16 protein-coding genes are annotated in these 26545 nt (G+C 61.4%); 5 read left to right on the forward strand and 11 right to left on the reverse strand.

The genetic code is table 11. From position 1 onward, the window contains the following. Nucleotides 1-122: 122 nt before the first annotated feature. From DES53_RS19190 to DES53_RS19205, 4 genes are all read right to left on the reverse strand, one after another. Complete coding sequence (locus DES53_RS19190) at nucleotides 123-833, reverse strand: hypothetical protein (RefSeq protein ID WP_113959921.1); 711 nt, start codon at nucleotides 831-833, stop codon at nucleotides 123-125. Between the two features lie 301 nt (nucleotides 834-1134). Beyond that, nucleotides 1135-2133: a fatty acid desaturase family protein gene (locus DES53_RS19195; protein ID WP_113959922.1), complete on the reverse strand. Its 999-nt coding sequence runs from the start codon at nucleotides 2131-2133 to the stop codon at nucleotides 1135-1137. 21 nt (nucleotides 2134-2154) lie between these two features. Then, nucleotides 2155-3501 carry a condensation domain-containing protein gene (locus tag DES53_RS19200; protein WP_113959923.1) on the reverse strand — a complete coding sequence of 449 codons (1347 nt, stop codon included), beginning with the start codon at nucleotides 3499-3501 and terminating at the stop codon, nucleotides 2155-2157. 24 nt (nucleotides 3502-3525) lie between these two features. Beyond that, nucleotides 3526-11220: a type I polyketide synthase gene (locus DES53_RS19205; protein ID WP_113959924.1), complete on the reverse strand. Its 7695-nt coding sequence runs from the start codon at nucleotides 11218-11220 to the stop codon at nucleotides 3526-3528. A gap of 234 nt (nucleotides 11221-11454) precedes the next feature. Here DES53_RS19205 and asnB point away from each other — a divergent pair, with 234 nt between their 5' ends. Then, nucleotides 11455-13428 carry an asparagine synthase (glutamine-hydrolyzing) gene (gene asnB / locus DES53_RS19210; RefSeq protein WP_113959925.1) on the forward strand — a complete coding sequence of 658 codons (1974 nt, stop codon included), beginning with the start codon at nucleotides 11455-11457 and terminating at the stop codon, nucleotides 13426-13428. Between the two features lie 101 nt (nucleotides 13429-13529). Here the strand turns inward: asnB and DES53_RS19215 are convergent, their stop codons facing one another. Together DES53_RS19215 and DES53_RS19220 are read right to left on the reverse strand one after the other, a co-directional pair. Further along, nucleotides 13530-14321, reverse strand: coding sequence for a tetratricopeptide repeat protein (locus DES53_RS19215; RefSeq protein WP_245958207.1), 792 nt, complete (start codon nucleotides 14319-14321; stop codon nucleotides 13530-13532). Continuing rightward, nucleotides 14318-15616, reverse strand: coding sequence for an amidase (locus tag DES53_RS19220; protein ID WP_113959927.1), 1299 nt, complete (start codon nucleotides 15614-15616; stop codon nucleotides 14318-14320). Before DES53_RS19220 ends, DES53_RS19215 begins: the two co-directional genes overlap by 4 nt. Nucleotides 15617-15871: 255 nt before the next feature. Here DES53_RS19220 and DES53_RS19225 point away from each other — a divergent pair, with 255 nt between their 5' ends. Further along, nucleotides 15872-16993, forward strand: a complete 1122-nt coding sequence (locus tag DES53_RS19225) for a DNA-directed RNA polymerase subunit alpha (protein ID WP_113959928.1) — start codon at nucleotides 15872-15874, stop codon at nucleotides 16991-16993. A 51-nt stretch (nucleotides 16994-17044) separates the two neighbouring features. Then, a complete protein-coding gene (gene rplQ, locus DES53_RS19230; RefSeq protein WP_113959929.1) occupies nucleotides 17045-17581 on the forward strand; it encodes a 50S ribosomal protein L17 in 537 nt (178 codons plus the stop codon). 146 nt (nucleotides 17582-17727) lie between these two features. Here rplQ and DES53_RS19235 read toward each other — a convergent pair whose 3' ends face one another. From DES53_RS19235 to DES53_RS19250, 3 genes are all read right to left on the reverse strand, one after another. After that, entirely contained in the window at nucleotides 17728-18285 is a 558-nt protein-coding gene (locus DES53_RS19235) for a hypothetical protein (RefSeq protein WP_113959930.1), read from the reverse strand. A gap of 623 nt (nucleotides 18286-18908) precedes the next feature. After that, nucleotides 18909-19322 (reverse strand): peptide chain release factor family protein, encoded by a 414-nt coding sequence (locus DES53_RS19245; protein ID WP_113959932.1) that lies wholly within the window; start codon nucleotides 19320-19322, stop codon nucleotides 18909-18911. A gap of 113 nt (nucleotides 19323-19435) precedes the next feature. Next, nucleotides 19436-19957 carry a peroxiredoxin gene (locus DES53_RS19250; protein ID WP_113959933.1) on the reverse strand — a complete coding sequence of 174 codons (522 nt, stop codon included), beginning with the start codon at nucleotides 19955-19957 and terminating at the stop codon, nucleotides 19436-19438. 106 nt (nucleotides 19958-20063) lie between these two features. Here DES53_RS19250 and DES53_RS19255 point away from each other — a divergent pair, with 106 nt between their 5' ends. Both DES53_RS19255 and DES53_RS19260 read left to right on the forward strand, forming a co-directional pair. Beyond that, nucleotides 20064-20951: a DMT family transporter gene (locus DES53_RS19255; protein ID WP_170157226.1), complete on the forward strand. Its 888-nt coding sequence runs from the start codon at nucleotides 20064-20066 to the stop codon at nucleotides 20949-20951. Between the two features lie 47 nt (nucleotides 20952-20998). Beyond that, nucleotides 20999-21739, forward strand: a complete 741-nt coding sequence (locus DES53_RS19260; RefSeq protein ID WP_113959935.1) for a phytanoyl-CoA dioxygenase family protein — start codon at nucleotides 20999-21001, stop codon at nucleotides 21737-21739. Between the two features lie 9 nt (nucleotides 21740-21748). Here DES53_RS19260 and DES53_RS19265 read toward each other — a convergent pair whose 3' ends face one another. Both DES53_RS19265 and DES53_RS19270 read right to left on the reverse strand, forming a co-directional pair. Then, nucleotides 21749-23194, reverse strand: a complete 1446-nt coding sequence (locus tag DES53_RS19265) for a DUF1501 domain-containing protein (protein ID WP_113959936.1) — start codon at nucleotides 23192-23194, stop codon at nucleotides 21749-21751. Further along, entirely contained in the window at nucleotides 23191-26496 is a 3306-nt protein-coding gene (locus DES53_RS19270) for a DUF1549 domain-containing protein (protein ID WP_113959937.1), read from the reverse strand. Before DES53_RS19270 ends, DES53_RS19265 begins: the two co-directional genes overlap by 4 nt. Nucleotides 26497-26545: the final 49 nt, after the last annotated feature.

A 26545-nucleotide genomic window follows, 5' to 3' on the forward strand; every position in this document is an offset into this window, starting at 1 on the left:
TCGACGGGGGCGCAAATCGTGCAACTTGAATTGATTAGCACGCCGCCGCCCCTGCTGACGAAATCGGCACCGGAACCCTTCAGGCAGGGCTCCGGTATCGTGGAAGGAGTGCGCGGTTTGGTTCAATCATCGTCATCGTCGTCGTCAGACTTGGTGGTGGTCGTGGTGGTTGTTTGTCGAATCACCGGTGCAGGTGACACCGCGGCCGCGGGTCTTGCGACAATCACCCGCGAAGCCACCAGTTCGTCGCCCTCGCGCACGTACTGCACGGTCACCGGCGCCCCGGGGGCGATTTGCCCCACCGCGATGGGAGTACCAGCATCATCCACATACGTGGTGCTTCCCGTCACCGCGTAGGTGAGCGGTTCGGCGCTTTCTGAGCGGACAATCAATCGCGCACCCGGCGTGAAGTTGGTAATCACACCTCCGGCAGTGGTGGAGGCGGCTACGACCTTGCGTTCAGTCACTACAGGCGTGGATACCGCGACGGGCGTGCTCACACTCTGCCGGACGACCACACGTGAGGCCAGCATGCGGCTGCCATCACGCACGTAGTGCACCGTGATGGGCATGCCGGAAGTCACCTTCTCGGCCAGCACGGGCGCGCCGGTTTCATCGATGAAGGTGGTTCTTTCTGTCAGGGCATAGCGAACGGGTGCGGAGCTCGATTCTTCACGCACGATGATGGCTTCACCGCCGGGGACGTAGTCGGTGATGATGCCGCTGCCGGTGGTGGTTTCTGCGATGACGGTTTGTGCCGGGGCGATGTTGCTCCAACTAAAAAACGTGGCCACGCTGAGAGCGCAGGCGATGGCTGACCAATGAGTTTTCATGGGGCCTTTCGGTGGGTTTGAGGGTGGTTTTAGCAAGCCCGTGCCCTGCAACCGCTGGCAGCAACAGGAGCCGCGGCGGTGCAAAGGCATCAGGCTTACTCCTCAGAATCGCCTTTGCGGAAAGCAGTGGCTGGAACCGCGCGGGAGTCCGTCGAGTGAGGAAGGGCTTTTTGGCATTCCTGCTTACGGCTGCATTTCACGTGGAGCAGTCCAAGTGTTGCGCAGTTCCGCCGCGAGCACAAAAAATGGGGACAAGAATGTCCCCACCCCTTGAGAAGCTGTAGCTCTCAATGTGCGCAGTCTATTTCGCCGCCAGAGAAGTCTGTGCGCCCTTCAAGCCACGCCACTGCGCGCCCACTTTCGGGTCATACAAGCAGGTGACGAGATGTCCGATGGCGTGCGAGTAACTGCGGAACGGAGCCAGTTCCTCGTCATTGGTGGGATACAAATCCTTCTGGTAGCCGGGCAACTCCGCATGGGGGAGGCCGGCCCGCTGGTGGTGCACTCCATGGAAGGGCTCATGCAGCAGGGTGAAGGAAACGAGCTTTCCGGTCCAAGTGTCCGCGATGATGCTGCGGGTGGCGCTGCGAATGGTGGAGCCGGTCAGGCCCACATGTTCCACGTACTTGCGCCAGCTCTGGAGATTACCTGCAATGAAGCCGGGGATGAAATACATCCACAGCCAGTATTTCCACCCTCCTGTGAGAGCTGCCGCAGTGAGCATCATGGCATGGAAGGCGACGATGCCAAACAGCTCCATCCACACGCGGCGACGCACCTTCTTGCTGCGGATCGGCGAGTTCTTCCTCAGGAAGGTCCTCAGGAACATGGCGGGCGTGTGGAAGAGCCCGAAGAACAATTCCGTGAACGCCATCAGTCGGCGGAACCAGCGGGGAGACTTGGGATCGTTGAAGGGCCAGAGCTCTTCATCGCGCTCAAGGCCCAGGTGCGCATGGTGTGTCTGGTGCGAAGCGCGATAGAGCGTGAAGCTCATCAGGCTGAGGAAGCCGATGAACACACCATCAAGGTCATTGAGAAGACGGCTCTTGCGCAGCATGCCGTGAGACGCCTCATGGAAGCCGATGAGGTTCCCGTGCATCAGGTGGCTGGCGATGAGGGCCAGCGGTACCACGAGCCAGTAGTTGTTGTGATAGAGAGCCGCGAACAGCCCGCCCAAGGTCAAGGCCAGCATACCCACCATGATGGGGAACGCGGCACGGCTCACCCAGTGGGGTTCGTGTGGCTCGAAAAGGGGATTTTCAGCAGGGGCTGGTGCGGGGGCTTGAGTCGTGGCTTCCATTGCTGCTTCAGTCAGGACTGACTAGGATTTGAAGTTGGCAATGCGGTCCTCTGGTGAGCGACAGGCTTCCGCGAGCACATTCTGGTACAGAGTGTTGAGGCTTTCAACCTCGGCATGAGTGAACAACGAGGCGCGTGAGAGCCATACGATCTCCAGTGTCTCGTTCTCCTCAGTTACTTCGCATCCCAGGTCAAATCTTGCTGTACCCGTCGAGCGCATACGCAGTTTTACCGACATGCCCGGAAGATTGACATCGGGCACCGGGTGATTTTGCAATGCGAAGCGCACGTCAAAAATTGGATTGTGCCCTGATGCAGGTTTGTCCTGCATTGCAGCTGCGAGTTCCGCGAACGGCATGAAGTTGGCAAACGAGTCCATGGTGGACTCATGCACTTCGCGGAGGGCATCGACGAAACGCTGATCACCTTTCACCTGACCGCGCAGTGGCACCACGCCGGCCACGTAGCCCATGGTTTCCTTCACTCCGGCACGGTTGCGATTCGCGAAGGGGGTGCCCACGGTGACGTCAGCCACCTTGGTCCACTTGTTCAGAGTGATTTGGAAAACGGTCAGCAGGGCGCTGAAGAGCGTGGCGTGCGTCTTCTTCACCACTTCGCGCACGGCGCTGGTGAGATCTGCAGGAATGTGTGTCACCCACCGTTGCAGCGGTCCCGTGTGGGACGGCGAGGCGGGAGGGCTCCACAAACGGGGAGCGCCTTCAAGCTTCGGCTTCCAGAAGGAGGCACAGCGCTCGACTTCAGCAGGTGTCCAGAAGGCGCGCTCCGCAGCATCCCACGCCCCATAGGTCATGGGCACGGGAGGCATGGGCTCGGAGAGGCCCATGAGTTCCTGAACATAGGCGGCGCAGAGGTCCTGCACGAACACACCAAGGGTCCATCCGTCTGCAATGGAGTGGTGCACGGCAAACACCAGCAGGAGTTCATCTGCGCTGCGGCGGACCATCTCCACGCGGTAGAGCGGTCCGTGCATCAGGTCGAAGGGCTCCAGGACGATTTCCTGGATGATCTCCTCGATGGCCTCATCACTGCGCTGCTCAGGTGCCAGTTCGCGAACCTTGAAGTTCGCCTCGCCTGTGTTGCGCACCATTTGCAGCGTCCTGTCCTTGCCGGGCAGGAAGGTGATGCGCAGGGCGGACTGCCGCTCCACCACCCGTTGGATGCTGGCGCGGCACAGTTCCGCCGGCAAACTGCCGCGGACATAGATCACGCTGCAGATGTGATTCGCCGGATCGCCGACCGGTACCGGCGTGGTCTCCCACAACTCGCGCTGGGGGAAGGAGAGGGGCTGGAGGCGGATTTCTCCGCTCTCCAGCATCTGTTTGAGCCGGGCACGTTTTTCTCCTGACATGCGGGAAGGAATCGAACGTCTGGCTTAGGCGGATGGCTTCGCGGCGGCAGTGGCTTCCGCGGTGTCATCGTCATCTCCGAGCAACCGGTCAAGGTCGTCATCCGAGATGGCATCCAGGTCCACATCTTCCACAGGAGCTGCGACCGGCTCAGCCACGGGGGCTGCGGCAGGAGCAGCGGCACCGGCGGCCTTGGCACCACCCACGCGTTCTGCGATGAGGGTGACGATCTGGCCGATGGTACGGGCACGCATGAGGCTGGTGGGCGGCAGGGCCACACCGATGGCGCTTTCCAGCGAGTTCTCGATTTCCACGCCCATGAGCGAGTCAAGGCCGAGGTCCGTGAGCGGCTGGTCGTTGCGCAGGGTATCGGGCTTCACGCGAAGCACGCCACCCACCACGTCACGAACGGCTTCACCGATGACGCCTTCTTTCTCCTCCGCCGAGGCGGATTCGATCTTGAGACGCCAGTCGCTGCCACCGCTGCTGGCTTCACCACCTTCAAGACCGGAGGCAAAGATGCGCTCAAGCAGCGGGTTCTCCTGCATGTTGCGGAAGGACTGGCGCCACTTGTTCCAATCCACGCGGATGGCCACGCCCTGGGCGGAGCCTGCGACGAGGAAGGACTCGAGGAGGGTGACCACTTCACCCGGAGTGAGGGCTGCCGTACCCTGGCGGGCCAGGAACTCGGCGACCTTCTCATTGCGGGCCACGTAGCCTTCGCCACCCAGCACACCCCAGTTGATGGTAAGTGCGGGCAGGCCGAGCGAGCGGCGATGATGAGCGAGGGAGTCGAGGAAGGCATTGGCCGCCGCGTAGTTGGCCTGCGCGGGGTTGCCGAAGATGCTCGACACGGAGGAGAACATCACAAAGGCATCGAGGTCCATCTTCGCGGTCGCCTCGTGCAGCAGCCAGCCGCCAAACGCCTTGGGCGTCAGCACGGACTGCATGCGCTCGCGGGTGAGCGCGGCGAGCGGGGCGTCGTCGATGACCATCGCGAGGTGGAACACACCCTTGATGGGGGTCTCTTCGGAATGGCTTTCGCTGATGAGGCGCTGCACATCCGCGGGCGAGCCCACGTCTGCGGCGATGGCTTTGACCTCCACACCACGAGCGGTGAGGTCATCCACGAACTCCTGCGCGCCGGGCGACTTGATGCCGCTGCGGCTGCTGAGCGTGAGGTGACGGGCACCTGCTTGCACGAGCCACTCGGCGAGCACCTTGCCGAAGCCACCGAAGGCTCCGGTGATGACGTAGCGACCATTCGACTTCACGTCGAAGGCAGGCACAGGGGCCTCGCCACGGCGCGGCACGAAGGCCTCGGGGAAGGAGACCACCACCTTGCCGATGTGCTTGCCCTGCGCCATCTGGCGGAAGGCGGCATCCACGCGGCATGCGGGGAAGGAACGGAAGGGAAGGGGATGCAGCGCGCCCTTTTCGACGAGCTTGTTCACCTCACCGAGGAGCTGGCGGGCGAGTTCACCGTCACCGGAGAACACGGCGTCCATGGCCACGACGTGGAAGGACGCGTTGCGGCGCAGCGGCCACAGCGGGATGCGTGAGTTCTGGTAGATGTCGCGCTTGCCGATTTCGATGAAGCGACCGAACTCCGCAAGGCAGGCCATGCCCATGGGGATGGCTTCGGCCGCGAGGGCGTTGATCACGACGTCAACACCGCGGCGGTTGGTGAGGTTCATCACCGCATCCACGAAGTCGCCACGACGGGAGTCGATGACGTGGGCCACGCCCATCGTTTCAAGGAGCGCGCGCTTGGAGGCGCTGCCGGCGGTGGCGATGACCTTGCAACCGAGATGGTGCGCGATCTGAATCGCTGCCATACCGACGCCACCAGCACCAGCGTGGACCAGGATGGTCTCACCCTTGCGCATGCGGGCCACATTCTTCAGCGAGTGCCAGGAGGTCATGAAGACCACCGGGATGGTGGCCGCCTCTTCGAAGGAGAGACCGGCAGGAATCGGCAGCACGTCGCAGCCACGGGCCAGCGTCTGCGTGGCCAGGCCGAACACGGCCAGACCATACGCACGGTCGCCCACCTTCACGTGCTTCACGTTCTCACCCACCTGGGTGATGATGCCGCCCACTTCGTCACCGAAGATGCGGGCATCCGGAGCTTCACCCGGATAGAGGGCGAGCGCCTTGAGCACGTCACGGAAGTTCATGCCAGCGGCACGAGTATCGATGACCACCTGATCTGCTTCGCAGGGCGGGTTTTCGAATGGCGTGAAGCGCAGCGTGTCGAGGTGACCACGTTCGCGGGATTCGAGACGCAGCGGGATGGTCTTCTGCAGCCACTGCTCTTTGACAGGGCGGCCGCGATCAAGGCGCTGCACGTAGCGGGCTTCGCCACGGAAGGCGACTTCACGCTCCACATCGGTGCGCTTCAGTTCGCTGATGAGAAGGTCCACATCCGCGTCGGAGGCGACGGTCGGAAGGTCGATCGCCTTGCAGGTGATGTCGGGGTGTTCGTTGTTGAACACGCGCACCATGCCGATGAGGGGAGCCTGCACCACGGTGGTGGCGCTGTTGTCGCGACCAATCGGCTGGGCGCCGCGGGTCACGAGGTCGAAGCGGCTCTTCACGGCAGGACGCACGGCATCTTCCGCATGGGAGAGGTGCAGCAGCGCATCGGTGCCGGCGATGACTTCGTCGGCATTGCTGGGCTTGGCGGGTTCGTCGAGCGTCCAGAAGTACACGCTGCGCTCAGGCGCGGCATCCTTCGTGACGGTTTCGAGAAGCGTCTTCCAGTCTTCACCGGCTTCCGCACGGAGGGTGAATTTGTCACCGCTGGCGCTGTAGCTGTCGCCCTTGTAGGCGAGGCGCACGCGGGCACCGCCTTCGCGGAGCTTCGTAGCGAGCTTCTCAGCGAAGCCACCCTTGTCGGCGTAGAGCAGCCAGGAGGACTCCAGCGCGGCTTCTTCGGCGGGTGCTTCAGTCGTGGGGGCAGCGGCTTTCTCGGACGCCTTGCGACCGAAGAGGAGGATCTGGCCTTCGCCACCACGTGGACCGGTGAGGCCGGCGAGGGAGGCGGTTTCGGCGTAGCCGGCGGACTTGATGACTTTCTCCCACTGGGCGCGCTCGATGAGCGGCTGCTCGGGGCGAAGCTCGCGGTCGGCGAATCTCCACCAGCCGCTCGTGAGGCCGAAAGTGGACTCGGTCCACAGCATCGGAGAGCCCGTGTCCATGAAGATGAGGCTGCCGCCGGGGGCGAGCAGGTCATGCACATGGCGCAGGGACGCGGTGACATCGCTCACGGCGTGCACGCAGTTGGTGCCGATGACGAAGTCGTAGCTGCCGACGTCGAGGCCCTGCTCGGCAGGGGATTTCTCAAGGTCGAAGATCTTGCACTCCACCTCGGGGAATCCGGCCAGCTTCTGCATGGCGCCGGGGAAGAAGCCCGCGGAGATGTCCGTGAAGGTGTAGGTGTGCAGACCGCGCTCAAGGAGCGGGAGCAGGTAGGAGGCGAGACCGCCGGTACCGGCGCCGATTTCCAGGATGCGGAGGCCACGGCCTTCGGGAAGGGCGTTGGAAGCTTCCTGAAGGGCAGCCGCAATGGCGGCGAGCCACTGGCTGGTGTAGAGGCCGTCACCGTAGAACTGGTCCAGGTGTTCGGCGCCCGCACCGGCGAAGAGCACCTGCACGGCTTCCTTCTCACCACGGAGGATGGGGCCGAGTTCGGCACACGTCGCGTGGTTGATCAGGCCTTCAGAGAGGTGACCGGGGTTGTTCTCGATGTACTTGCGAAGCGTGGGCGTCGCGTTGCTGGCTGCCTTCTTGAAGAGCGGCGTGGTCTTGTAGATCGCGCCTTCCTTCTGGATGAGACCGCGACGCTCCAAGCCCGTCATCAGGGCGCCGAAGACCGGCATGAGTGCCTCGTCGATCTTCAGCTTCTTGGCGTCGATGGTGCTCTTCACACCCATGCTCTGGAGACCACGGGCGAGGTTCGCGGCGGCGAGTTCGTCACCAGCGGCGAGTGCTTCTTCAAGCTTCTTCTTGCCACGTGCTTCGACGACCTGGTCAAGCGCGGCACCTGCGGCCTTCTGAAGCTGCGCCAGCGGAAGCGGGGCACCCACGGTGCTCGGTTCGGCGCTGGAGGGATTGGTACGTTCCCAGGCGACCTGATAAACAAGGTCGCGCTGGCCACCAGGCGTGCCGGAGCGGCGGGCGCCGGCCACAGCGATGGCGCGGAAGCCGTCCACGAGCACGCAGGGGTTGCCTGCTTCATCGTAGAGGCCGAGTTCGCCTTCGAGGTAGTCGTCGTTGAAGCCCTGAACGCTGGCGCGGACCTGGCTGGAGGCGCCGGGCGAGCGGAGGAAGAGGATGCGCTGGAAGCGCACCGGGAGCTTGAGCTTGGCCTTGCGGCTTTCCACCGTCTTCGCGCCTGCGGAGAATACGTGCAGGGCGGCGTCCATGAGGACGGGGTGGAGCTGGTATTCACCAGCGCGCTTGGCGGACTCCTCGGTGAGGGCCACCTTGCCATGGGACACGCCACCGGCGGCGGCGAGTTCCTTCACGCCACGGAACTCTTCGCCGTAGCGAAGGCCCATGTCGCTCATGTGCTGGTAGAATCCGGTCAGGTCCTGCGCTGGCAGGTCCTTCGGCTTCACGTCTTCCCACTTGGTGTGCGCGAAGGTGGTTTCCGTGCGCTCACCGCGCATGGAACCGACCACGTGCACCGACCAGGAGGCGGCGTTTTCAAACTTACTCTGGATGGAGAATGTGCGCTCGCCGGTTTCGTAGGTGATTTCGATCTGCAGACCCGCGGTGGAGTCCGGAAGGATCAGCGGCTTGCGGATTTCGAAGTCTTCCACCACGAACGGGCGGCCTTCGAAGTACTGGGCGCCTGCTTCGAGGATGAGCTCGATGAAGCCGGCGGCCGGGAAGATGACGTGGCTCTCGACCTTGTGATCCTTGAGGTACGCCATGTGGCGGTTGTCGAGGCGTGCCACCCAGGTCGGGGTGGCACGGGGCAGGCGGATGTCCAGCATGCCGCGTCCACCGTTCATGAGACGGCCATCGCGCCAGTCGGGGGACTCACTCCACCAGCGGGCCTTATCCCACGCGTACGAGGGGAGGGAAAGCTGGCGGCGGGAGGGCGTCATCGCCGCGAAGTCGAGCTCGACCGCAGCGCGGTGGAGGCCCATCACGGTGTCGAGGATGGTCTCATGCTCCTTCTCACGACGGACGGAGGAGAGCACGGGAGCCTTGATGTTCCGGGCGCCGAGGCATTCCTGGATGTTGCGGGCCAGGGCGGGGTGCGAGCTGATTTCCAGCCACACGTCCACGCCGAAGTCAGCCATCGCGTCCACGGCAGGTGCGAAGCGCACCGATTGGCGGATGCCTTTGCCCCAGTGGGTGGCGTCGCAGGAGTCACCGGCGCAGCGGTCACCCGTGACGGTGCTGAAGAAGGGAACGGTGTCCGGCAGCGGCTTGAGCTCGGCGAGCGCCTTCTCGAGCGCTTCCGAAGCGGGCTGCATGAGCGGGTGGTGGAAGGGATGGTCCACCTTCACGAGGCGGGCGAAGACGCCCTGCTCTTCCAGCTCATTCATCATCTTGGTCAGTGAAGCCGCGTTGCCCGCGAGGGTCAGCGACTTCGGACCGTTGAAGGCCGCGATGGTCACGGTGCGGTCATGACGAGCGATGAGCGCGCGAGCGTCTTCCTCGGTGATGCCCACGGCGAGCATGGTGCCGTCACCCTTGGCGCACTCTTCCATGAAGCGCGCACGCTGCACGATGATGCGGGCGCCGTCTTCCACACTGAAGATACCCGCCACACAGGCGGCGGCGATTTCACCGACGGAGTGACCCACGATGGCCGCAGGCTCCACACCCCAAGACTTCCAGAGGGCGCAAAGGGATACCTGCATCGCGAAGATGGCCGGCTGGCCCACTTCGGTGCGCATGACTTGGGAGTCTGCCTCGGACTTGGCGAGTTCTTCGAGAAGGCCAAAGCGAGCCCAGGGACGCATGGCGGCGTCGCAGCGCTCCATCATCTGGCGGAACACAGGCTCGTACTTCATGAGCTCGCGGCCCATGCCCCACCACTGGGGACCCTGGCCGCTGAGCACGAAACCGACGCGGGGCGCGGTTTCCGGGCGAGGAGTGAAGACGCTCTGCAGCTTCGGTCCGGGATTGCCGGTGGCGAAGCCGTTGAGTTCTTCGATCAAGTCATTGATGGAATTCGCCACCACCGTGGCGCGGTACTGGTGGTGGTTGCGACGAGCACCCAGGGTGTAGGTCAGGTCGGGCAGGACAGGAGAGCTGCCGTTGGCATTTGCCTTGGAGGTGAGCCAGGCGCCGAGGCGTTCCGCCGTGCCACGCAAAGCTTCTTCGGAGCGTGCGGAAATCGTCACCGGCCAGGAGCGGCCTTCGGGGACTTCCAGGTACTCACGCTGGGTGGTGTGGGGAGCTTCCGCGAGGATGACGTGGGCATTCGCGCCACCGAAACCGAAGGAGTTCACACCCACCATGCGGGGGCCTTCTGCCGGGGCAGGGAAGGCTTCCATGGAGGTCGGGATACGAAGCTTCAGTGCTTCGAAATCGATGTGCGGGCTCGGGTTTTCGAAGTGCAGGCTCGCGGGGATCTGCTTGTGCTTCAGCACGAGGAGGGCCTTGACGAGGCCAGCCACACCAGCGGCGGTTTCAAGGTGACCAAGATTGGTCTTCACTGAACCGATGGGCAGTGGCTGGTCGGCAGGGCGATCGACGCAAAGGGCATTGGCAAGAGCGGTCGCTTCGATGGGGTCACCGACGGCGGTGCCGGTGCCGTGGGCTTCCACGAAACCGATCTGCTTCGGATCAATGCCGGCGTCCTTGCAGGCGTCACGCACGAGGCGGGCCTGGGCTTCCGGGCTGGGAAGGGAGATGCCGTTCGTATGGCCGTCCTGGTTCAAGGACGTGCCGATGACGACCGCGTGGATGGGGTCGCCATCCTTGATGGCCTGCGAGAGGCGCTTCATGAGCACCACGCCGGCACCTTCGCCGCGCACGAAGCCATTGGCTTCAGCTGCGAAGGCCTTGCAGTGGCCATCCGGGGAGAGCATGCCCGCCTGGGAGAAGCCAATGAAGCCGCCAGGGGTGACCATGATGGTCACACCACCAGCCATGGCCACGTCGCCACGATTGGTCCAGATGTGCTCACATGCCGCATGCACTGCAGTCAGAGCGGAGGAGCAGGCGGTGTCCATCGCCACGCTCGGGCCGAGCAGGTTCAGGCTGTAAGAAATGCGGTTTGCCGCGATGCTGTGCGCACTTCCGGTGGGCGAGTGGGGACTGATGCCTGCTGAGTCCCAAGGCGTGCCCTGGATGATCTGATAGTCATTGTGGGACACCCCCATGAATACGGCGATGTCCGTGCCCTTTTCGAGGTCCAGCACGATGCCGGCGTCTTCAATCGCTTCCCAAGCCGTCTCCAAAAGCAGACGCTGCTGGGGGTCGATGTAGGGGGCTTCACGTGGAGAGATCCCGAAGAACTGGGGGTCGTACTGATCGAGGCCGTCGATAAATCCACCGCGCTTGGCAATAGATTTTCCAACCAGGCCGGGTTCCTCGTCGTAATACCGATCAGCATTCCAACGATCGGCAGGAACCTCCACCACAGCTTCACGGCCCTCGGCCAGTAGTTTCCAGTAGGACTCTACGTCATCCACTTTTCCTGGAAAACGGCAACCGACTCCGATGATGGCAATTCCTTCTTTGGTCATAGGCTAGCAATAAATTCCGAAACAGGGGCAGCTTTATGTGGTTTGCCCCGCACCACAAGTTATTTGCAAGGGCAACCTGATGGAAGCAAAAAGCACGATCTGCAAGTAGGCCCTTGGGGCACTGAGTATCGACTCAGGACCACTGTCCGCGTGAACTGTGCCGCGACTAATTTTGCTTAATCTTTTTGCCAGAAGACGCATCCTCACCACACTCGCTGGGGCGAACTATAATTTATGTGTGGCATTGCAGGCATGCTGGATTTGGCCGGGGAACGGGACGCGCCGGTGGACGTCGTTCGAAGCATGGCGCGTGCCATCTTCCATCGAGGCCCTGATGAAGAAGGCTTTCTTTGGCGGCCAGGGCTTGGAATGGCCTCTCGAAGGCTGAGCATCGTGGGTCTCGCAGATGGCCAACAGCCCATGTCCAATGAGGACCGCAGCGTTCATGTGGTCTTCAATGGGGAGCTGTTTGATCACCTTGAGAAGCGCGCCGAGCTCCGGGATCGGGGCCATGTACTGACCACTCATTGCGACACGGAAATCATTCCCCATATGTGGGAAGACCACCGGGAGGGCATGTTTGAGCGATTGCGGGGACAGTTTGCCATCGCCCTGTGGGACGAGAAAAAGAAGCAACTCACCATGGGGCGTGATCGCTTTGGCATTGCGCCCCTCTACTGGAGCCGGCAGGGAGATTGGCTGCTCTTCGCATCGGAAATCAAGGGGCTGCTGGCCTCCGGCATGGTGCCTGCCCGGCCCGACCGGAGGGGCATTGATCATGTCTTCACCTTCTCAGCGATGCCGGGGCCGGTGACTTGCTTCGAAGGGGTGAACTGCCTCCCGCCTGCGCGATATCTGCAGATCACGAAGGGCAATCGTGGCGATAATGTCACCATCCAGGAGCGAGCCTACTGGAAGATGGATTTCCCCGATGCGGGACAGGAAAGGGACGGCGATGCCAAGACTCTGGTGGATGAGTTTGAGCAGCTCATGCTCAAGGCTGTGGAGAAACGCCTGCGCGCGGATGTGCCGGTTGGCTCCTATCTCTCAGGCGGAGTGGATTCCAGCATGATTCTGGCGCTCGCCAGCCACGTCAAAGGCAAGGACATTCATACCTACACCGTGCAGGTGGATGAACCTGGTTTGGACGAACTGGATGCAGCCAGCATGGTAGCCAAGCACATTGGGACGGCGCCTCCCATCGTTCAGAAGTTTCGCACAGAGGACGCTCTCAGCACCTATCCCAGCCTCATCCGGGCGGCTGAGTGCCCGGTCATTGACACCTCCTGCGCATCGCTCCTGCAACTGGCTCACAAGGTCCACTCCAACGGACAAAAGGTCGTGCTGACGGGGGAGGGAGCAGACGAGTGGCTCATTGGTTACCCATGGTACAAGATCTCCAAGGCACTTGGTTTCCTTGACAAGATTCCAGGCGTGGAACTCAGCGACAATGTCCGTCGCGCCTTCTTGAGAATGAGCAATGTGCCGAATTTCCCAGCGCAGGTTCGGAGGGATATCGAAAAAGTCATCGGGGGCACCAATCCCTGGATTGATTCCTACGGAGTGCTTTGTGTTTCCAAACTGCGCTTTTACAGCCCGGACATGCTGGCACAGATGGACGCCACGGCACCGTGGGCCATGCTGGACATGGATCTCGATCGAGCCACCCAATGGCATCCATTGAATCGAGGGGTCTGGATGGCGGGAAGGGTGAACCTCGCGGGCCACCTGCTCCAGGCCAAGGGTGACCGCGTGGCCATGCACTCCTCCGTGGAGGTGCGCTATCCTTTTCTGGATGAGGATGTCTTCGATTTCACGGCGAAACTCCATCCTCGCTGGAAGTTGCGTGGGTTCCGCGACAAGCATCTGCTCCGTCTGCTGGCGGAGCGTTGGGTGCCACCGTTCGTGTATAAGCGGGGGAAGGTCATCTTCCGTGCTCCGCTGGACAGCTTTCACCTTGAGCCGGAACCCGCGTTTGTCGCTCAACTCCTCAGCGAAGAGTCGCTGCAGCGCACCGGCTACTTTGATGCCCAAGCCGTGCGGCATTGGAGGAAGGCCTATACCAGCATGCGAGCAGGGTCCCTGCCGCGCCTGTCGATCGAGATGGGTTTGGCGGCTGTCGTGGCGACGCAACTCTGGCACCATCTCTACATTGATGGCTCCCTGTGCGAGTTGCCCACGGTCGGAAGTGCTCCGGCCGCTACCTGACCGCCAGCAGAAGAAACAAAAGCGCCGCGGAACCACTCATGGGTCGCGCGGCGCTTGTGCTCTACAATTCGGTCAGGATACCAATCTTGCCATCAACCGCCTTACTTCAGGCTTGCGAGAAGTTCCTTCGCGGCAGCTTTCGCGTCCGCATCGTCTTTCTCCACGCTGGGCATCGCAATGCCTTTCTCGAGATACTTGCAGGCTTCGGAGGTGCGGCCCACCTGGGCGTACACGCGACCGAGTTCTACGTAGTGCATGAGGCGGCCTGGATTGAGCTTCACTGCCTTCTCAAGGCAGTTCACGGCCTCATCATTGGAGGCTTCCGGCAGCTTGTCATAGATCATGGAGGCGAGCATTTTCTTCACGCCGCCCACATTTGCCACATTCCGGTGCCAGCGGCCCAGAATATGCCAGGCCAGATCATTGGAGGAATTCAGCTTCACGGCCTTCTCCGCACCCGCTTTGATGGCCTTGGAGCAGGCCACCTGTTCCTTGTTGCTCATGAAGGGGACCATCTTTCCGTAGCTGATGGCGCAGGAGAGCTGGGCATCCGAGTTCTTGGGATCGGCGGCTGCAGCACGCTTTCCGTACTGCAGAGCAATGTTCCCGAGCTTCAGCTTTTGGTCGTTGGAGGAAGCGTCCGCCATGAGGTGCCGGTACTGCCGGGCGATCCGCACCAGCACATCAGCATTGTCCGGCTGGAGTTTCTCGAGTTCCAGATAGATCTGGAGGGCTTCCTTGGCCTCGAGCTTTACATCAAGGGCGTCTGCTTTTTGGAGCAGCTCTTCCGGGGATTGGGCCTGGACGCTGACGCTGGCTATACACAGCGCCGCAGCGGAGAGGAGGGCCTTGGCCGAAGCACGAAGGCGGAGGGGTTTCGGGCAAAACATCATCGCTTCGACGCGAGGATTCTTGCCGCGTTCAAAAGTTTTGCCTCACTTAATCTTGGGCCGACAAGTTGGAGACTGGTCAGGGGTATCTTTTTGTCATCCATGGGTACGGGCATGGCCACTGCCGGGTTGCCCGCATAGTTCACGGAAACGGTGTTTTGCAAGGCCAGGGCTTGGGCTTCGAAAAGGACGAAGCGGCTGAAGATGGGAACCTTCATGGGGTGGTGGCGCAGCGTGGGCAGGGCAATGAAATCCACTCGTTGGAAGATCCGGTCGAGTTGTCGCTGCCATACCTTCTTCATGGCCAGTGCTTTGCGATAGTCCTCGCTGTCGTACTTGAACTCTCCCAGAAGGATGGCGGCCTTGGTGGTGGAGGTTACTCCACGGGCTTTCAGCAGTTCCTTGTCCGTCACGTAGCCGTCCGCCACGGCGATGGTGTTCCCGTTTTTCATGGCTTCCTTCCAAGCCTCGGAGAACCACCGGGGAAGGCGGACCACTTTCACATTCGCTGACGCCAGAGCGTCGTCGATGGCCTTGTCGATTTTCGGATCCGTATTCTCGATGTAGAGGCGTCCGATGGTGAGGCTCCGTGGGCCGGGCTCGGAGGCCATGGCATTCATGTACTGGCTGCGGAAACCCGGCTTCAGCAGGTCCATGCCCTCCACGAGGTTGGGAACATCCTTGGCAATGGGTCCCACGGTGTCCAGATGCCGGGGCGAGATGGGGTGGATGCCTTTCGTGGAAATCAGGCCGAAGGTTGTCTTCAACCCATACACACCGCAGCAGGCGGCCGGGGTGCGGATGGACCCGGCGGTATCCGTGCCGATGGCGACGTCCGCTCGCTCATTCAAAACCGCAACCGCTGAGCCGCTGGAGGAGCCTCCCGGCATGAGTCGCTTGGAGTCACCCATGCGGTTTCTCGGCGTGCCGAAGTAGCCGTTTATCCCGGTGGCCCCGAGGGCGAGTTCGTTGAGATTGGTCCGGCCCACGATGTGGACTCCCCGGGCACGGACCGGAGCGAGACAGGCAGCGTCTTCTTCCGCAGGCGGATTGGTCTTCAGCAGGTACTCGGAGCCAGCGGCGGTGACCACGCCCTTCATGTCGATGTTGTCCTTCACCGCCACGCGGAGCTGGGTACTGCCTTCGGGCGGCGGCCAATAGCGGATGAAGGCCTTGTCACCCCTGAGCTTGGGGAAGGGGTTGGAAAAGCTGGGCAGGGAGCTGGTGCAGCCGCTCAGCAGGCTGACGGCGGTCAGGGCAGCTACGCCACGGCGGAGGGGGAGGCTTTGAAACCACATGGTTTTCTTATGGAATCGCATCGCCGGGCACCCTTAACCGTGTGTCAGGGTGTCGACCGGGAGGAAGGGCAGGGGCACTGTCGGCTTGGAGATGGAGGACCTCCGCCTTGTGCTGAAAAATTCCTTGCCTCTCCGCCGCAGCCGTGCATTGTCCCTGCCCCCTGCGAGCCCGTCAATCGCCGTTGGTCTTCGGGTCCACCTCTTCCGAGGTAGAACCGCTCGCCCCGAAGGCAACCCGGCCACCCATCAGAATACATGTCCATCCGTCTTGCCCGTTTTGAAATGCCGAACCGCCTCGTGAAGAACGATGCGACGGCCACCGAAACCTTCGCGCAGTTCGTTGCCGAACCCTTTGACCGTGGTTACGGCCACACCATCGGCAACAGCCTCCGCCGCGTGCTGCTTTCCTCCCTGGAAGGAGCCTCCATCACGAGCGTCCGCATCAAGGGCGCTGAGCATGAGTTCCAGACCCTCCCCGGAGTGGTGGAAGACGTGACGCAGATCGTGCTGAACCTGAAGAAGGTGAAGTTCCAGCACTTCGAAAACAAGGAGTCCCGCACCCTTTTTCTCAACGCCGACAAGGAAGGCGTCGTCACCGCCGGTGACATCAAGGACGACCAGCACTACCAGGTCATCAACAAGGACCAGGTCATCTGCACCCTCGACCGCAAGGGCAAGCTGGAAATCGAAATCGAAGTGAAGGTGGGCCGCGGCTTCGCCACCAACGAGGACAACAAGCGTCCTGACATGTCCATCGGTGTCATCCCGATTGACTCCATTTTCTCCCCGGTGACCCGCGTGAAGTACGCCGTGGAAGCCACCCGCGTGGGCCAGAACACGGACTACGACAAGCTCATCCTCGATATCTGGACAGACGGCCGCATCGCCCCACAGGACGCCCTCCTGCAGGCTTCCGCCATCCTTCGTCGCCACCTTGATGTCTTCGTGAACTACGACGACAGCCAGGTCGAATTCGACGCGGCTCCCGAAGCCCAGAGCGAAGAAAACCTCGAGCTGCGCAAGCTGCTCAACATGTCCGTCAACGAAATCGAGCTGTCCGTCCGTGCGGCGAACTGCCTCAACAACGCGAACATCACCACGGTGGGCCAGCTTGCCCAGAAGACCGAGGCCGAAATGCTGCGCTACCGCAACTTCGGCAAGAAGTCCCTCACCGAGATTCGCGAAAAGCTCGGCGAGCTTGGCCTCACTCTTGGCATGAAGCTCGACCCCTCGCTGCTTGAACCCCTTCCCGGCGGTATCTCCATGATCCGTCAGGGTGGCTTCCGCCGTGAGGACGACGAAGACGCCGATGCCGACAGCTTCTCCCGCCTGATCAGCGCCAACCTCGGCGGTGACGACGATGAGGACGAGGAATAAACCTCCTCATCAGCCAAGCACCACTGAACGAATTAACAGGAAACCTGAGAAATGAGACACCGGAACAAGACCGTCAAGCTGCAGCGCAAAAAGCCCCACCGCGAAGCGTTGCTCAAGAACCTCTGCAAGAGCCTGATCGAGCACCGTCGCATCAAGACCACCCTGGCCAAGGCCAAGGCGCTGCGTCCGGTGGCTGAAAAGCTGCTCACGCTCGGCAAGAAGAATACCCTGCACAGCCGCCGCCTCGCGTTCGCGAAGCTTCGCAGCGAGACCCTCGTGAAGAAGCTTTTTGATGAAATCGCCGTGGCTTCCGCCGACCGCAAGGGTGGCTACACCCGCATCACCAAGCTCGGTCAGCGCATGAGCGACTCCGCTCCGATGGCCTTCATCGAGTGGGTGGACTATTTCGTGCCCGCCGCTCCGGCTGCTGCTGAAGCTGCTCCTGCCGCTGAAGAAGCCAAGACGGAAGAAAAGCCCGCCAAGGCCAGCAAGTCCAAGAAGGCTGCTGCTTCCTCCGAAGCGTCCGAAGAGAAGCCCGCTAAGAAGGCTTCGAAGAAGACCGCCAAGAAGGCTGAGACCGCAGAATAAGTTTCTCAGGTTTTCACATCCCCATCCTGGAAGCGCGAAGGAGCCATCCTTCGCGCTTTTTCTTTTCAGCCAGGAGGTTGGGTCTCCTGACCCGACAGTGGATGGTGGGTTTTCCGACCCGCCAGGAACAAGTTGCCGATTGGCTCCTACAGCTTGGCCATGTTAAGCACGATTGGCACTGCCGTCAGAAATGCGGCATGGATGTCATCGATATCGGGTACTCGAGCGCCGGCAACTGCTGTCTCGATCGCTTCCCGTGTTAGCTGCTCTGATTCAATGATGAACTGAGCGTCGATCATGTCCTGCGGGTCAGTTCCGCGCATCATCTTGGTGAGAAGCAAATCCACGCCATGAGGACGCGACAGCGACAACCGCTGGCACCCCATCACTGGAAGCGGCACCAGATGCTGTTTCCAATCTGGACGCAGAATGACCTGGCTCTCTTCGAAGAGGTGCGTGACATACAGACCAGATGGGGCGAGTTCGCCGTTCGCGGCCTCCAGGGCCATCCAGAAAGACTCGTCTTGGTCCAATTCAGAAGACTGCTCTGTCGTCAAAATGACATCGACATCCAACGAGAGGGCCGCGTCTGGCGGGGATCCTGAAAAACCCAGTACCAAAGCAGCGCGTCCGTAAAGGACAAGCGCAGTATGCTTCGTCAGGTGCTTGTCCAGTGTTGTGAGGATCTTTAAGGCGTTGCTCATCCGGCAGGAAGCATACGGGGGCGAACCCATTGAGCCTTCCCTGTGGCGCCTGGGCGCACCTTGCCAGGTATCACCATGTATCGGGAGGGATGGGGCATGACTCCCGCAGGCACCGGAAGGTCAAAGGGGATGTGAGACAACAATGTGGTCCAGAATTTCACCCCAGGTTCAGCAGCCTTTCCGGCCCGCCCTATGTCGGCCAAGGGAAGAACAGCGCGTTCATGTACGGCCAGATTTGCCAACAATACTGGGTCGACCCCGGGTGCTGCCATGAGTGCCGCCGCAAGACGAAAACGTTGTGGCTCCCAAGGCAGGCAGGGATGGATGAGTGCCACGACTAGCTCCTCCAAACCCACGTCAGAAGTTGGCGAGCCTGTGCCTCCTTCGGTATTTCCTGTTGGTATGTAGTAGTCGAGTCCCCGCCGTTGAGCCTCTCTGGCTACGCTATCCGCGGTTTTCAACCCGCGTCGTGCAAGACTACGAAGCAGCACCGACTTATGCACCGTGGTGCCAAGGCGCGCTGCGAGTGTCTCAGTGCCCGTCATGTTTTCAGTATGCCATTTTTCAATCTGCGGCGCATCTGAAGAAATTTAGCGCGCAGTCCGTGCCTTTCGCTGTAGCTGCTACTCCTCTCCGCGTCCGCCGCGCACCTTTGCCCGCTTCTTCTTCACGTCGCTGCGCTTGTGCTTGCTCTGGAGGATGCGTTCCTTCACGCCGCGGGGACGCTTGCGGTTCTGGCGCTTTTTCTTTTCCACGGCATCGCGTTTCTCCTGGCGCACGGCCTGCAGCTTCTGCTCGAGTTTGGAGCACAACTCTTCACGTGCCACGAGACGGTTCACACTCTGGCTGCGCTCACGTTGGCAACGCACTTCAACACCCGTTGGCACATGCACGAGCACCACGGTGCTGCTGGTCTTGTTAATCTTTTGCCCGCCGACACCGGTGCCGCGGATGAACGTCTCCTCAATGTCCTCGTCCCGCAGGCCAATCTTGGCCATGCGCTTGAGCAGGGATTCGTCTTCGATGGGAAAGGCCATGGGGATGAGCGCGCAATATGCCGTGAAACCAGCAAAGCCCCAAGCAAAAGAAAAACCGGATACCCCGCTGAGGGGCATCCGGTTTGATTCAAATCAAAGCGAAAGAGCGCAGCTTACTTCAGCTCTTTCAGCGCGGCCTTCACTTCATCCGCCTGGGTTTCGGTGGCGCCCTTCGGGTCATGCCACACGACCTTGCCACCTTTGATGATGAAGCACTGGCGGGTGGCCATGCCCTTGGCGTTCTTCTGCACCTTGAAGGCGTCCACCACTTTGCCTTCCTTGTCGGCCAGCAGGGTGAAGGGGAACTTCTGACCATCGGCGAACTTCTTCTGAGCTTCCACGGTGTCGGTGCTCACGCCGATGACCTTCACACCTTCCTTGGTGAGATCCGCGTTGGCATCGCGAAGAGAGCAGCCTTGCTTGGTGCAGCCGGGGGTGTCGGCCTTCGGGTAGAAGTAGACCACCACATAGGGGTTGGCCTTGTAGACATCGGCGAGATTCACGGCTTTGCCGTCCTGGTCGACGCTTTCCACAGCGGGGGCGTCATAAGGGGGATTCACCTTGGCCCCTTGGCCGGCGAAAGCGGTGCTGGTGGCGAGAAGAGCGAGGGTAAGGGCAGAAAACAGAAGTTTCATGGGACGACAAGAACGCAGCCTCCCCCTGCAGTCTAGCGGGAAAGAAACGGCCGCCTGCTCGCTTGCCCTGCGTTTCGTGCTAAGGGTGAAGGCTCACCTCACCTCAATGCCCGTCACGCTTCCCGTCATTCTTTATCCCTCCCTCGCGGCCCTCATCTATACCTTCAGTGCCCTTTTGCTGAAACGCTCCAGCCAGCTGGGGGTGGGACTGTGGCGGACGACGTTTGTGGCAAACATAGTGGTGGCAGGACTGTTCTCCCTGCTGTGGCTCCTGGGTGGGAAGGCTGTGCAGGTGGAATTGTTGTGGCAGCCAGCCATCATCGCAGGTTGCCTTTTCTTCGGTCAGATCAGCCAGTTCCTCGCACTGGAGAAAGGGGATGTGTCCATTGCAGTGCCTGTCTTCGGGCTCAAGGTGGTGCTCATTGCGTTCTTCACACCGTTGGTCATCGGAGATGGGGTGAGCATGAAGCTCTGGGGGGCAGCGCTGCTGAGCGTGTTGGGTGTGGCGTTTCTCAATAAGAAGGATGGCGATAGCCCGGCGCGCAATGTGGGTATCACCCTCATGGCAGGTGGCGCGGGTGCCATCTTCTTCGCGATGTTCGACGTGCTGGTGCAGAAGTGGGGGCCGAACTGGGGTGTGGGCAGATTGCTGCCTATGATTTTCTGGATGAACGGGCTCCTTTCCTTCTCGCTCATCTTCATGTTCAAGGCGCCGCTGCGTCAGGTGACAAAGGGGGCCTGGCCCTGGTTGCTGATGGGCTCGCTGCTTCTCGGCACCCAGAGCATCATTTTCGTCAGCGCGATCGCTCTGCACGGGCAGGCGACCGCAGCGAACGTCATTTACGCCTCACGCGGTCTGCTCAGCGTGGTGATGGTCTGGCTGGTAGGGCATTGGTTTGCCAACCAGGAGCAGCACCTCGGCGCCAGCGTCCTGCGCTGGCGCTTGTTCGGTGCGGCCATGATGCTGACGGCGATTGTGCTCGTGATTAAGTGAGATTCCACCGATGAAACAAGACACACGTCAGGGGCGTTGGGGTCCCCATGACAGCATTGGATACCCGGGGCATTCTTGATGCGTATGAGCGCGATGGAGTTGTGCGTGTGCCAGGACTCTTCAATCGCGAACAGGTGGCGGCGTTTCGCACGGAAATTGAGAGATACATCCGTGAGGATCTCAGTCAGAAGCCGGCGGATGCACGTACCTTGGAGCCCGATGGAGTGACAGTGCGAAACCTGTGGCGCATGGAACTGCACCATCCCGAGTTTTGCAAGATGGTGGAGAATGAGCAGATCGTGGCGCTGGCCGGTCAGCTTGTGCACGGTGAGCCGATCCTCATGGCAGTGGAGACGTTCAACAAACCCGCGCGGGTGGGTTCAGGTGTCCCGTATCATCAGGACAACGCTTATTTCTGCCAGACGCCACCGGACATGCTCACCATCTGGATTGCCATGGATCCCGTGACGCTGCAGAACGGGCCAGTGTACTACATCCGTGGCTCGCACAGGGAGGGCATGCTGCCCACCAAGCTCTCCGGAGTAAAAGGAAATTCCATCGGCCTGGCTGAAGCGCCTGACGTTGCGCTTTCAGAGCAGTTCTGCGGACTGCTGGAGCCGGGGGACGCGCTCATTCATCAGTGCCAGACGATCCATCACTCCGCACCAAACACGAGCGAGCATCCGCGCCTGGGGTTGCTGCTGGTGTATCGCGGTTCCCATACCCAGACGGATCCGCAACTCAGGGCCGCGTACAGCGTGGCGGCAGCCGCCACGCCTCCGGCCTGACCTGCGAGCTCACCCCAGCACCTTCTTCACAAATTTGCCCTCGTTCTGGTCAATGCGCTCGGGGCGGCCCTTGTGATGGTAGATCATGCGGGTGTGGTCAACGCCCAGCAGGTTCATGATGGTCGCGTGGAAGTCGTGCACGTGCACCTTGTCCTTGATGGCGTGCAGACCCAGCTCATCGGTCTCGCCCACCACGGAGCCGCCTTTCACGCCGCCGCCAGCCATCATCATGCTGAAGCCGGTGGGGTTGTGGTCGCGGCCGTCGCCCTTCTCAGACATCGGTGTACGGCCGAATTCACCGCCCCAGATGACGAGTGTTTCATCCAGCAGGCCTCGCTGCTTCAGGTCGCGGATGAGACCCGCAACGGGCTTGTCCATCTGGCCGCAGTACTTGGTGTGGTTGGACTCGATCTTGTCGTGCGCGTCCCACTTGCTGCCAGCGCCGTGGTAGAGCTGTACGAAACGCACGCCGCGCTCGACGAGACGGCGGGCATGCAGGCACATGCGGCCGAAGTTTTCCGTCTCCGGCGTGTCCATGCCGTAGAGCTTTTTGGTGTCTTCAGATTCCTGACTGAGGTCCACGGCGCCGGGAGCCTCGGCCTGCATGCGGAAGGCGAGCTCGTAGCTGCGAATGCGCGCATCGAGCTCGGAGTTCTCCTTGCGGCTCATGGCGTGCTGATGGTTCAGCGAGTTCAGGAAGGCGAGCTTGCCCTGCTGGCGATCCTCCTTGATACCCTTCGGGGTGTAGAGGTTCGCGATGGGTTGCGGGCCATCATCAAACAGTACACCCTGATATACCGCAGGCATGAAGCCCGCGCTCCAGTTGCGCACGCCATTCACCACATCAGTGTCGCTGTCCTTCATGACCACGAAGGCGGGCATGTTTTGATTTTCCGTGCCGAGACCGTAGCTGACCCAGCTTCCCAGAGAGGGTCGCCCGCCGAAGATGGCGCCGGTGTTCATCTGGCACACACCGCCGGCGTGGTTGATGCCGTCGCTCATGCAGGAGCGCACCACGCACCAGTCATCCGCGAGTTCCGCCATGTTGGGAATCCAGTCGGAGAACCAGAGGCCGCTCTCGCCATGCTGCTTCCAGGTCCGCTTGGACTCGAGCAGGGGAGCATTCGCCTCACCCATGGCGGTGATGACCTTGCCAAAACTCTCTGGCAGGGGCTGGCCCGCGAGTTTGTTCAGCAACGGCTTGGGGTCGCAGATGTCGAGGTGGCTGGGGCCGCCCTCCATGAAGAGGAAGATCACATTCTTCGCACGACCGGCCACGTGCGGCACCTTGTCCGACATCGGATTGGCTGGACTGCCACCCGCATCGCCAAGAGCGGCCATCAGCGGGCTGTCGCCCATGAGCGAAGCCAGAGCCATGGCGCCAAAGCCCGCACCTCCACGGCGGAGGAAGTCGCGACGGTTGGTGAGGATTTCGTGGTGGGGGACCAGGTTCATTGGAGGTAGAGGAACTCGTTCGAATTGATCAAGGCGTGGCAGAAGTCAGCAAGGGCTTCGAGCCTCGGGGAGATGGTGGCGCCGGTGGGGGACTTCACCGGCTGCTTCTCCCACACAAACTTGGGCTCACTGGTGTTGGTCAGTGTTTCCGCCTGGGCGTCGAAAAGGCAGCGCGGGGCGCTCTGGACACCACCAATGAGGAGTTGCTTGCCTTCGAGGAGCTGGTTGGTCATCATCACGCGGCTGATGGCGCCGTCCCACAGGCTGCGGCTGTCACGTTCGCGGCCACCGATGGTGAGCTGGCGTTCGGGATTGGCATAGCCGCCCACGACAGGATGCTGCACGGTCACCTTCTCCAGTGGGGCATTCGGATCCGCGAGGTTGCGGGTGTAGAAGGTCACAGTACCGCCAAACTTCTGGTCCGGAGCCAGCTTGTGCGAGAGCACGGCTGCCACGTAGTAGGGAGTTTTCACCGGAATGCGCAACCCGGAGGCCACCACCTCATAGATGACCGAGCCCTGGAAGTCATCTCCACAGAGCTGGAGGATGAGGTTGTTGGGCTGGTGCTTGGACTTCTCACTGGTCACACCGAAGGCCCAGCCCTTGCTGGCCTTGTCGTTGTTCCAGCGGGCCGCGATGGTGCGCACGGAGGCATCAGGATATAGGGAATCCAGATACACCACGGCCTCCACGGTGAATTCGTCGCTTTCGTTGTCGAGGGTCTGCACGCGCATCTTTTCAAATGCGGTGCCGGGTTTGAAAGCCACGGTCTTCGTGCCTGCCAGCGGATGGGTGCCGAAGAGAGACTTCGCGTCCACCAGAGGTCCAGCAAGGATGGGCTCCGGCGGCAGTTCCTTGTCGAGCAGCTTCTTCTGGTGATTGATGAAGGTGGTGGCCGCTTTCATCTCCGCCTTCGTGGGAGGGCGGGAGAAGGCGAGCTCATACGCACGCTGCACGTGCTGCTCCGTGGTGGCGTCGGGCATCTTCAGGAGCTTGGCGGCCATGGCGCGGGCGCGGTTCAGTGGCCAGTCGCCATTGATGAGCAGGAGGCTCTGCAACGCGGTGGTGGTGCTGTCGCGGCGGGCCACGCTGGCGAATCCAGGAGGCGCATCGAAGCTGCGCAGGAAGTCGTCCTGCGAGTTGCGCACCTTGCGCGTGTAGATGGTGCGGCGGGGCTGGGCGGACTCCTCGCTCTTGCCGCCCATGTCCGGCTTGAGCTCGCCGCTGATGGCCAGCACGGCATCGCGCGCTTGTTCCGCATCGAGGCGGATCGGATTCATGCGCCACAGCAGGCGATTCTCCGGGTCCACGTTCATCAGGGAGCGGCCCTTGCTGTCTTTCGCAGTGGGATTCAAGCGGGCAGTCTGCTGATAGGTGGCGGACATGAGGATTTCCTTGTGCAGCCACTTGAGGCTCCAGCCGTGCTTCACGAACTCCTGGGCCAGATAGTCGAGCAATTCGGGATGTGTGGGCTTCTCACCCAGGCGTCCGAAGTCACTCGCACTGCCGGCAAGGCCCCGGCCGAAGTGGTACTGCCACACCCGGTTTGCGATGACACGGGTGCTCAGGGGATTGTCCGGACGCGTGATCCAATCCGCCAGGGCGGTGCGGCGGCCGGTGCTGTTTTTGTCCTTGAGAGGAGCGATCTTGGGCTCGCTGGGATCGAGAATCGTGAGGAAGCCCGGCTGCACCTCCTCAGAACCACGGCGCGTCTTCATGATCGTTGGCGGGGCTTCGGTCCCCACGTCCGAGGCGGAGAACGCGACTTGAAGGGGTTTCGGCTTGAATTCTTCGAAGGGTTTCAGCGGCTCCAACGTGGCTTCGAGCTTCGCTTTGAATTCACCCTTTTGCTTGGAAGGTGTAAGCTTGTTGTACTCCTCGATGATCTGGCGCTCCACGAGGTAGCTGATGATCTTGTCGTAGGGCTTTTTCTCGGCCGCAGGTCTGTTCATCATGACCTGCACTTCATCCGGGAACTTTTCCACGGCACTTCTGTGCATGCCTGCCTTCTTCGCAGCGATCAATTCATCGTACGGTTTGCGCGCTTCAGCCGTCATGTCCTCCCACGCCTTTTGTCTGGCGGCATGTGAGGCCAGCTCCTCCTTGTTGGCGAGGGTGAGGTCATCCCGCCATACCACGGGCGCAAAGAAAGCCTGGAGGCGGTAATAGTCCTTCTGCAGGATGGGGTCGAACTTGTGATCGTGACAGCGCGCACAGCCGAAGCTGAGGCCCAGGAAGAGTTCGCCGCTTACATCCGTGACTTCGTTGAGAATCACGGTGCGCTGGCCTTCGGCATCGCGCTGGTTGTATTCATAGATGCCATTGCGCAGGTAGGCGGTGGCGATGAGCACATCTGGATTCGTGGGATCGATCTCATCTCCGGCAAGCTGCTCACGCACGAACTGGTCGTACGGCTTGTCGTTGTTGAAGGAACGAATGACGTAGTCGCGGTACGGCCAGGCATCGGGACGATAGGCATCCTGGCGATAGCCATCGCTCTCCGCATAGCGGGTGAGATCCAGCCAGTGCTGTGCCCAGCGCTCGCCATAGCGCGGATGGTTCAGCAGGGACTCGATGAGTTTTTCGTACGCATCCGGGCGCTTGTCTTCCACGAAGGCCTTCACCTGCTCCGGGGTGGGTGGCAGACCATGAAGGTCAAAGTACACGCGGCGCACGAGTTCATAGCGGTCGGCCGGCGCGGATGCGGACAGGCCTTCGTTTTTCAGACGGGCCCGGACGAAGAGATCGATGGGGCGGAGCGAGCCCGATTTTTGATTGGAGAGTGTGGGCGGAGCAACCGGCTTCAACGGTTGGAAGGCCCACCAAGAGCGGTCTTCGTTGGAGAATTCGCCGGATTTTTCCACCTTGGCGGACTTCACCTCGTGCTCGGGCCAGGGAGCACCCATCTCCACCCACTTCTTCAGGTCGGCGATCTGCTCGTCTTCGAGCTTGCCGTCCGGGGGCATCTGCATGTCCTGGTCCTCGTAGGACACGGCCTTCAGGATGAGAGAGGCGTCGGCATCATGGGGCACCAGGGCCGGACCGCTGTCGCCGCCCTGGAGCATGTAGGCGAGGTTGTCGAGGCGCAGGTTGTGCTTCTGCTTCTTCTCGCCGTGGCACTCCGTGCAGTGATTCACCAAGAGGGGGCGGATCTTGGTCTCGAAGAACTTGAGCGCTGCCGGGTCAGGCTTTTCCGAGGTGGCGCCGTGGGCCGCCAGGACAGTGGCGAGCAGGCAGGAAGCCACCGCACCAATGCGGACGGAGGCAGTCTGGAAACGGGAGGAGCGATGCCGGAAATCCATGAGTTGCGCCTAGAGTGCAAAAGTGGGTACGAGTTGGACACAAAAATTT

Source organism: Roseimicrobium gellanilyticum (assembly GCF_003315205.1).
Classification (GTDB): domain Bacteria; phylum Verrucomicrobiota; class Verrucomicrobiia; order Verrucomicrobiales; family Verrucomicrobiaceae; genus Roseimicrobium; species Roseimicrobium gellanilyticum.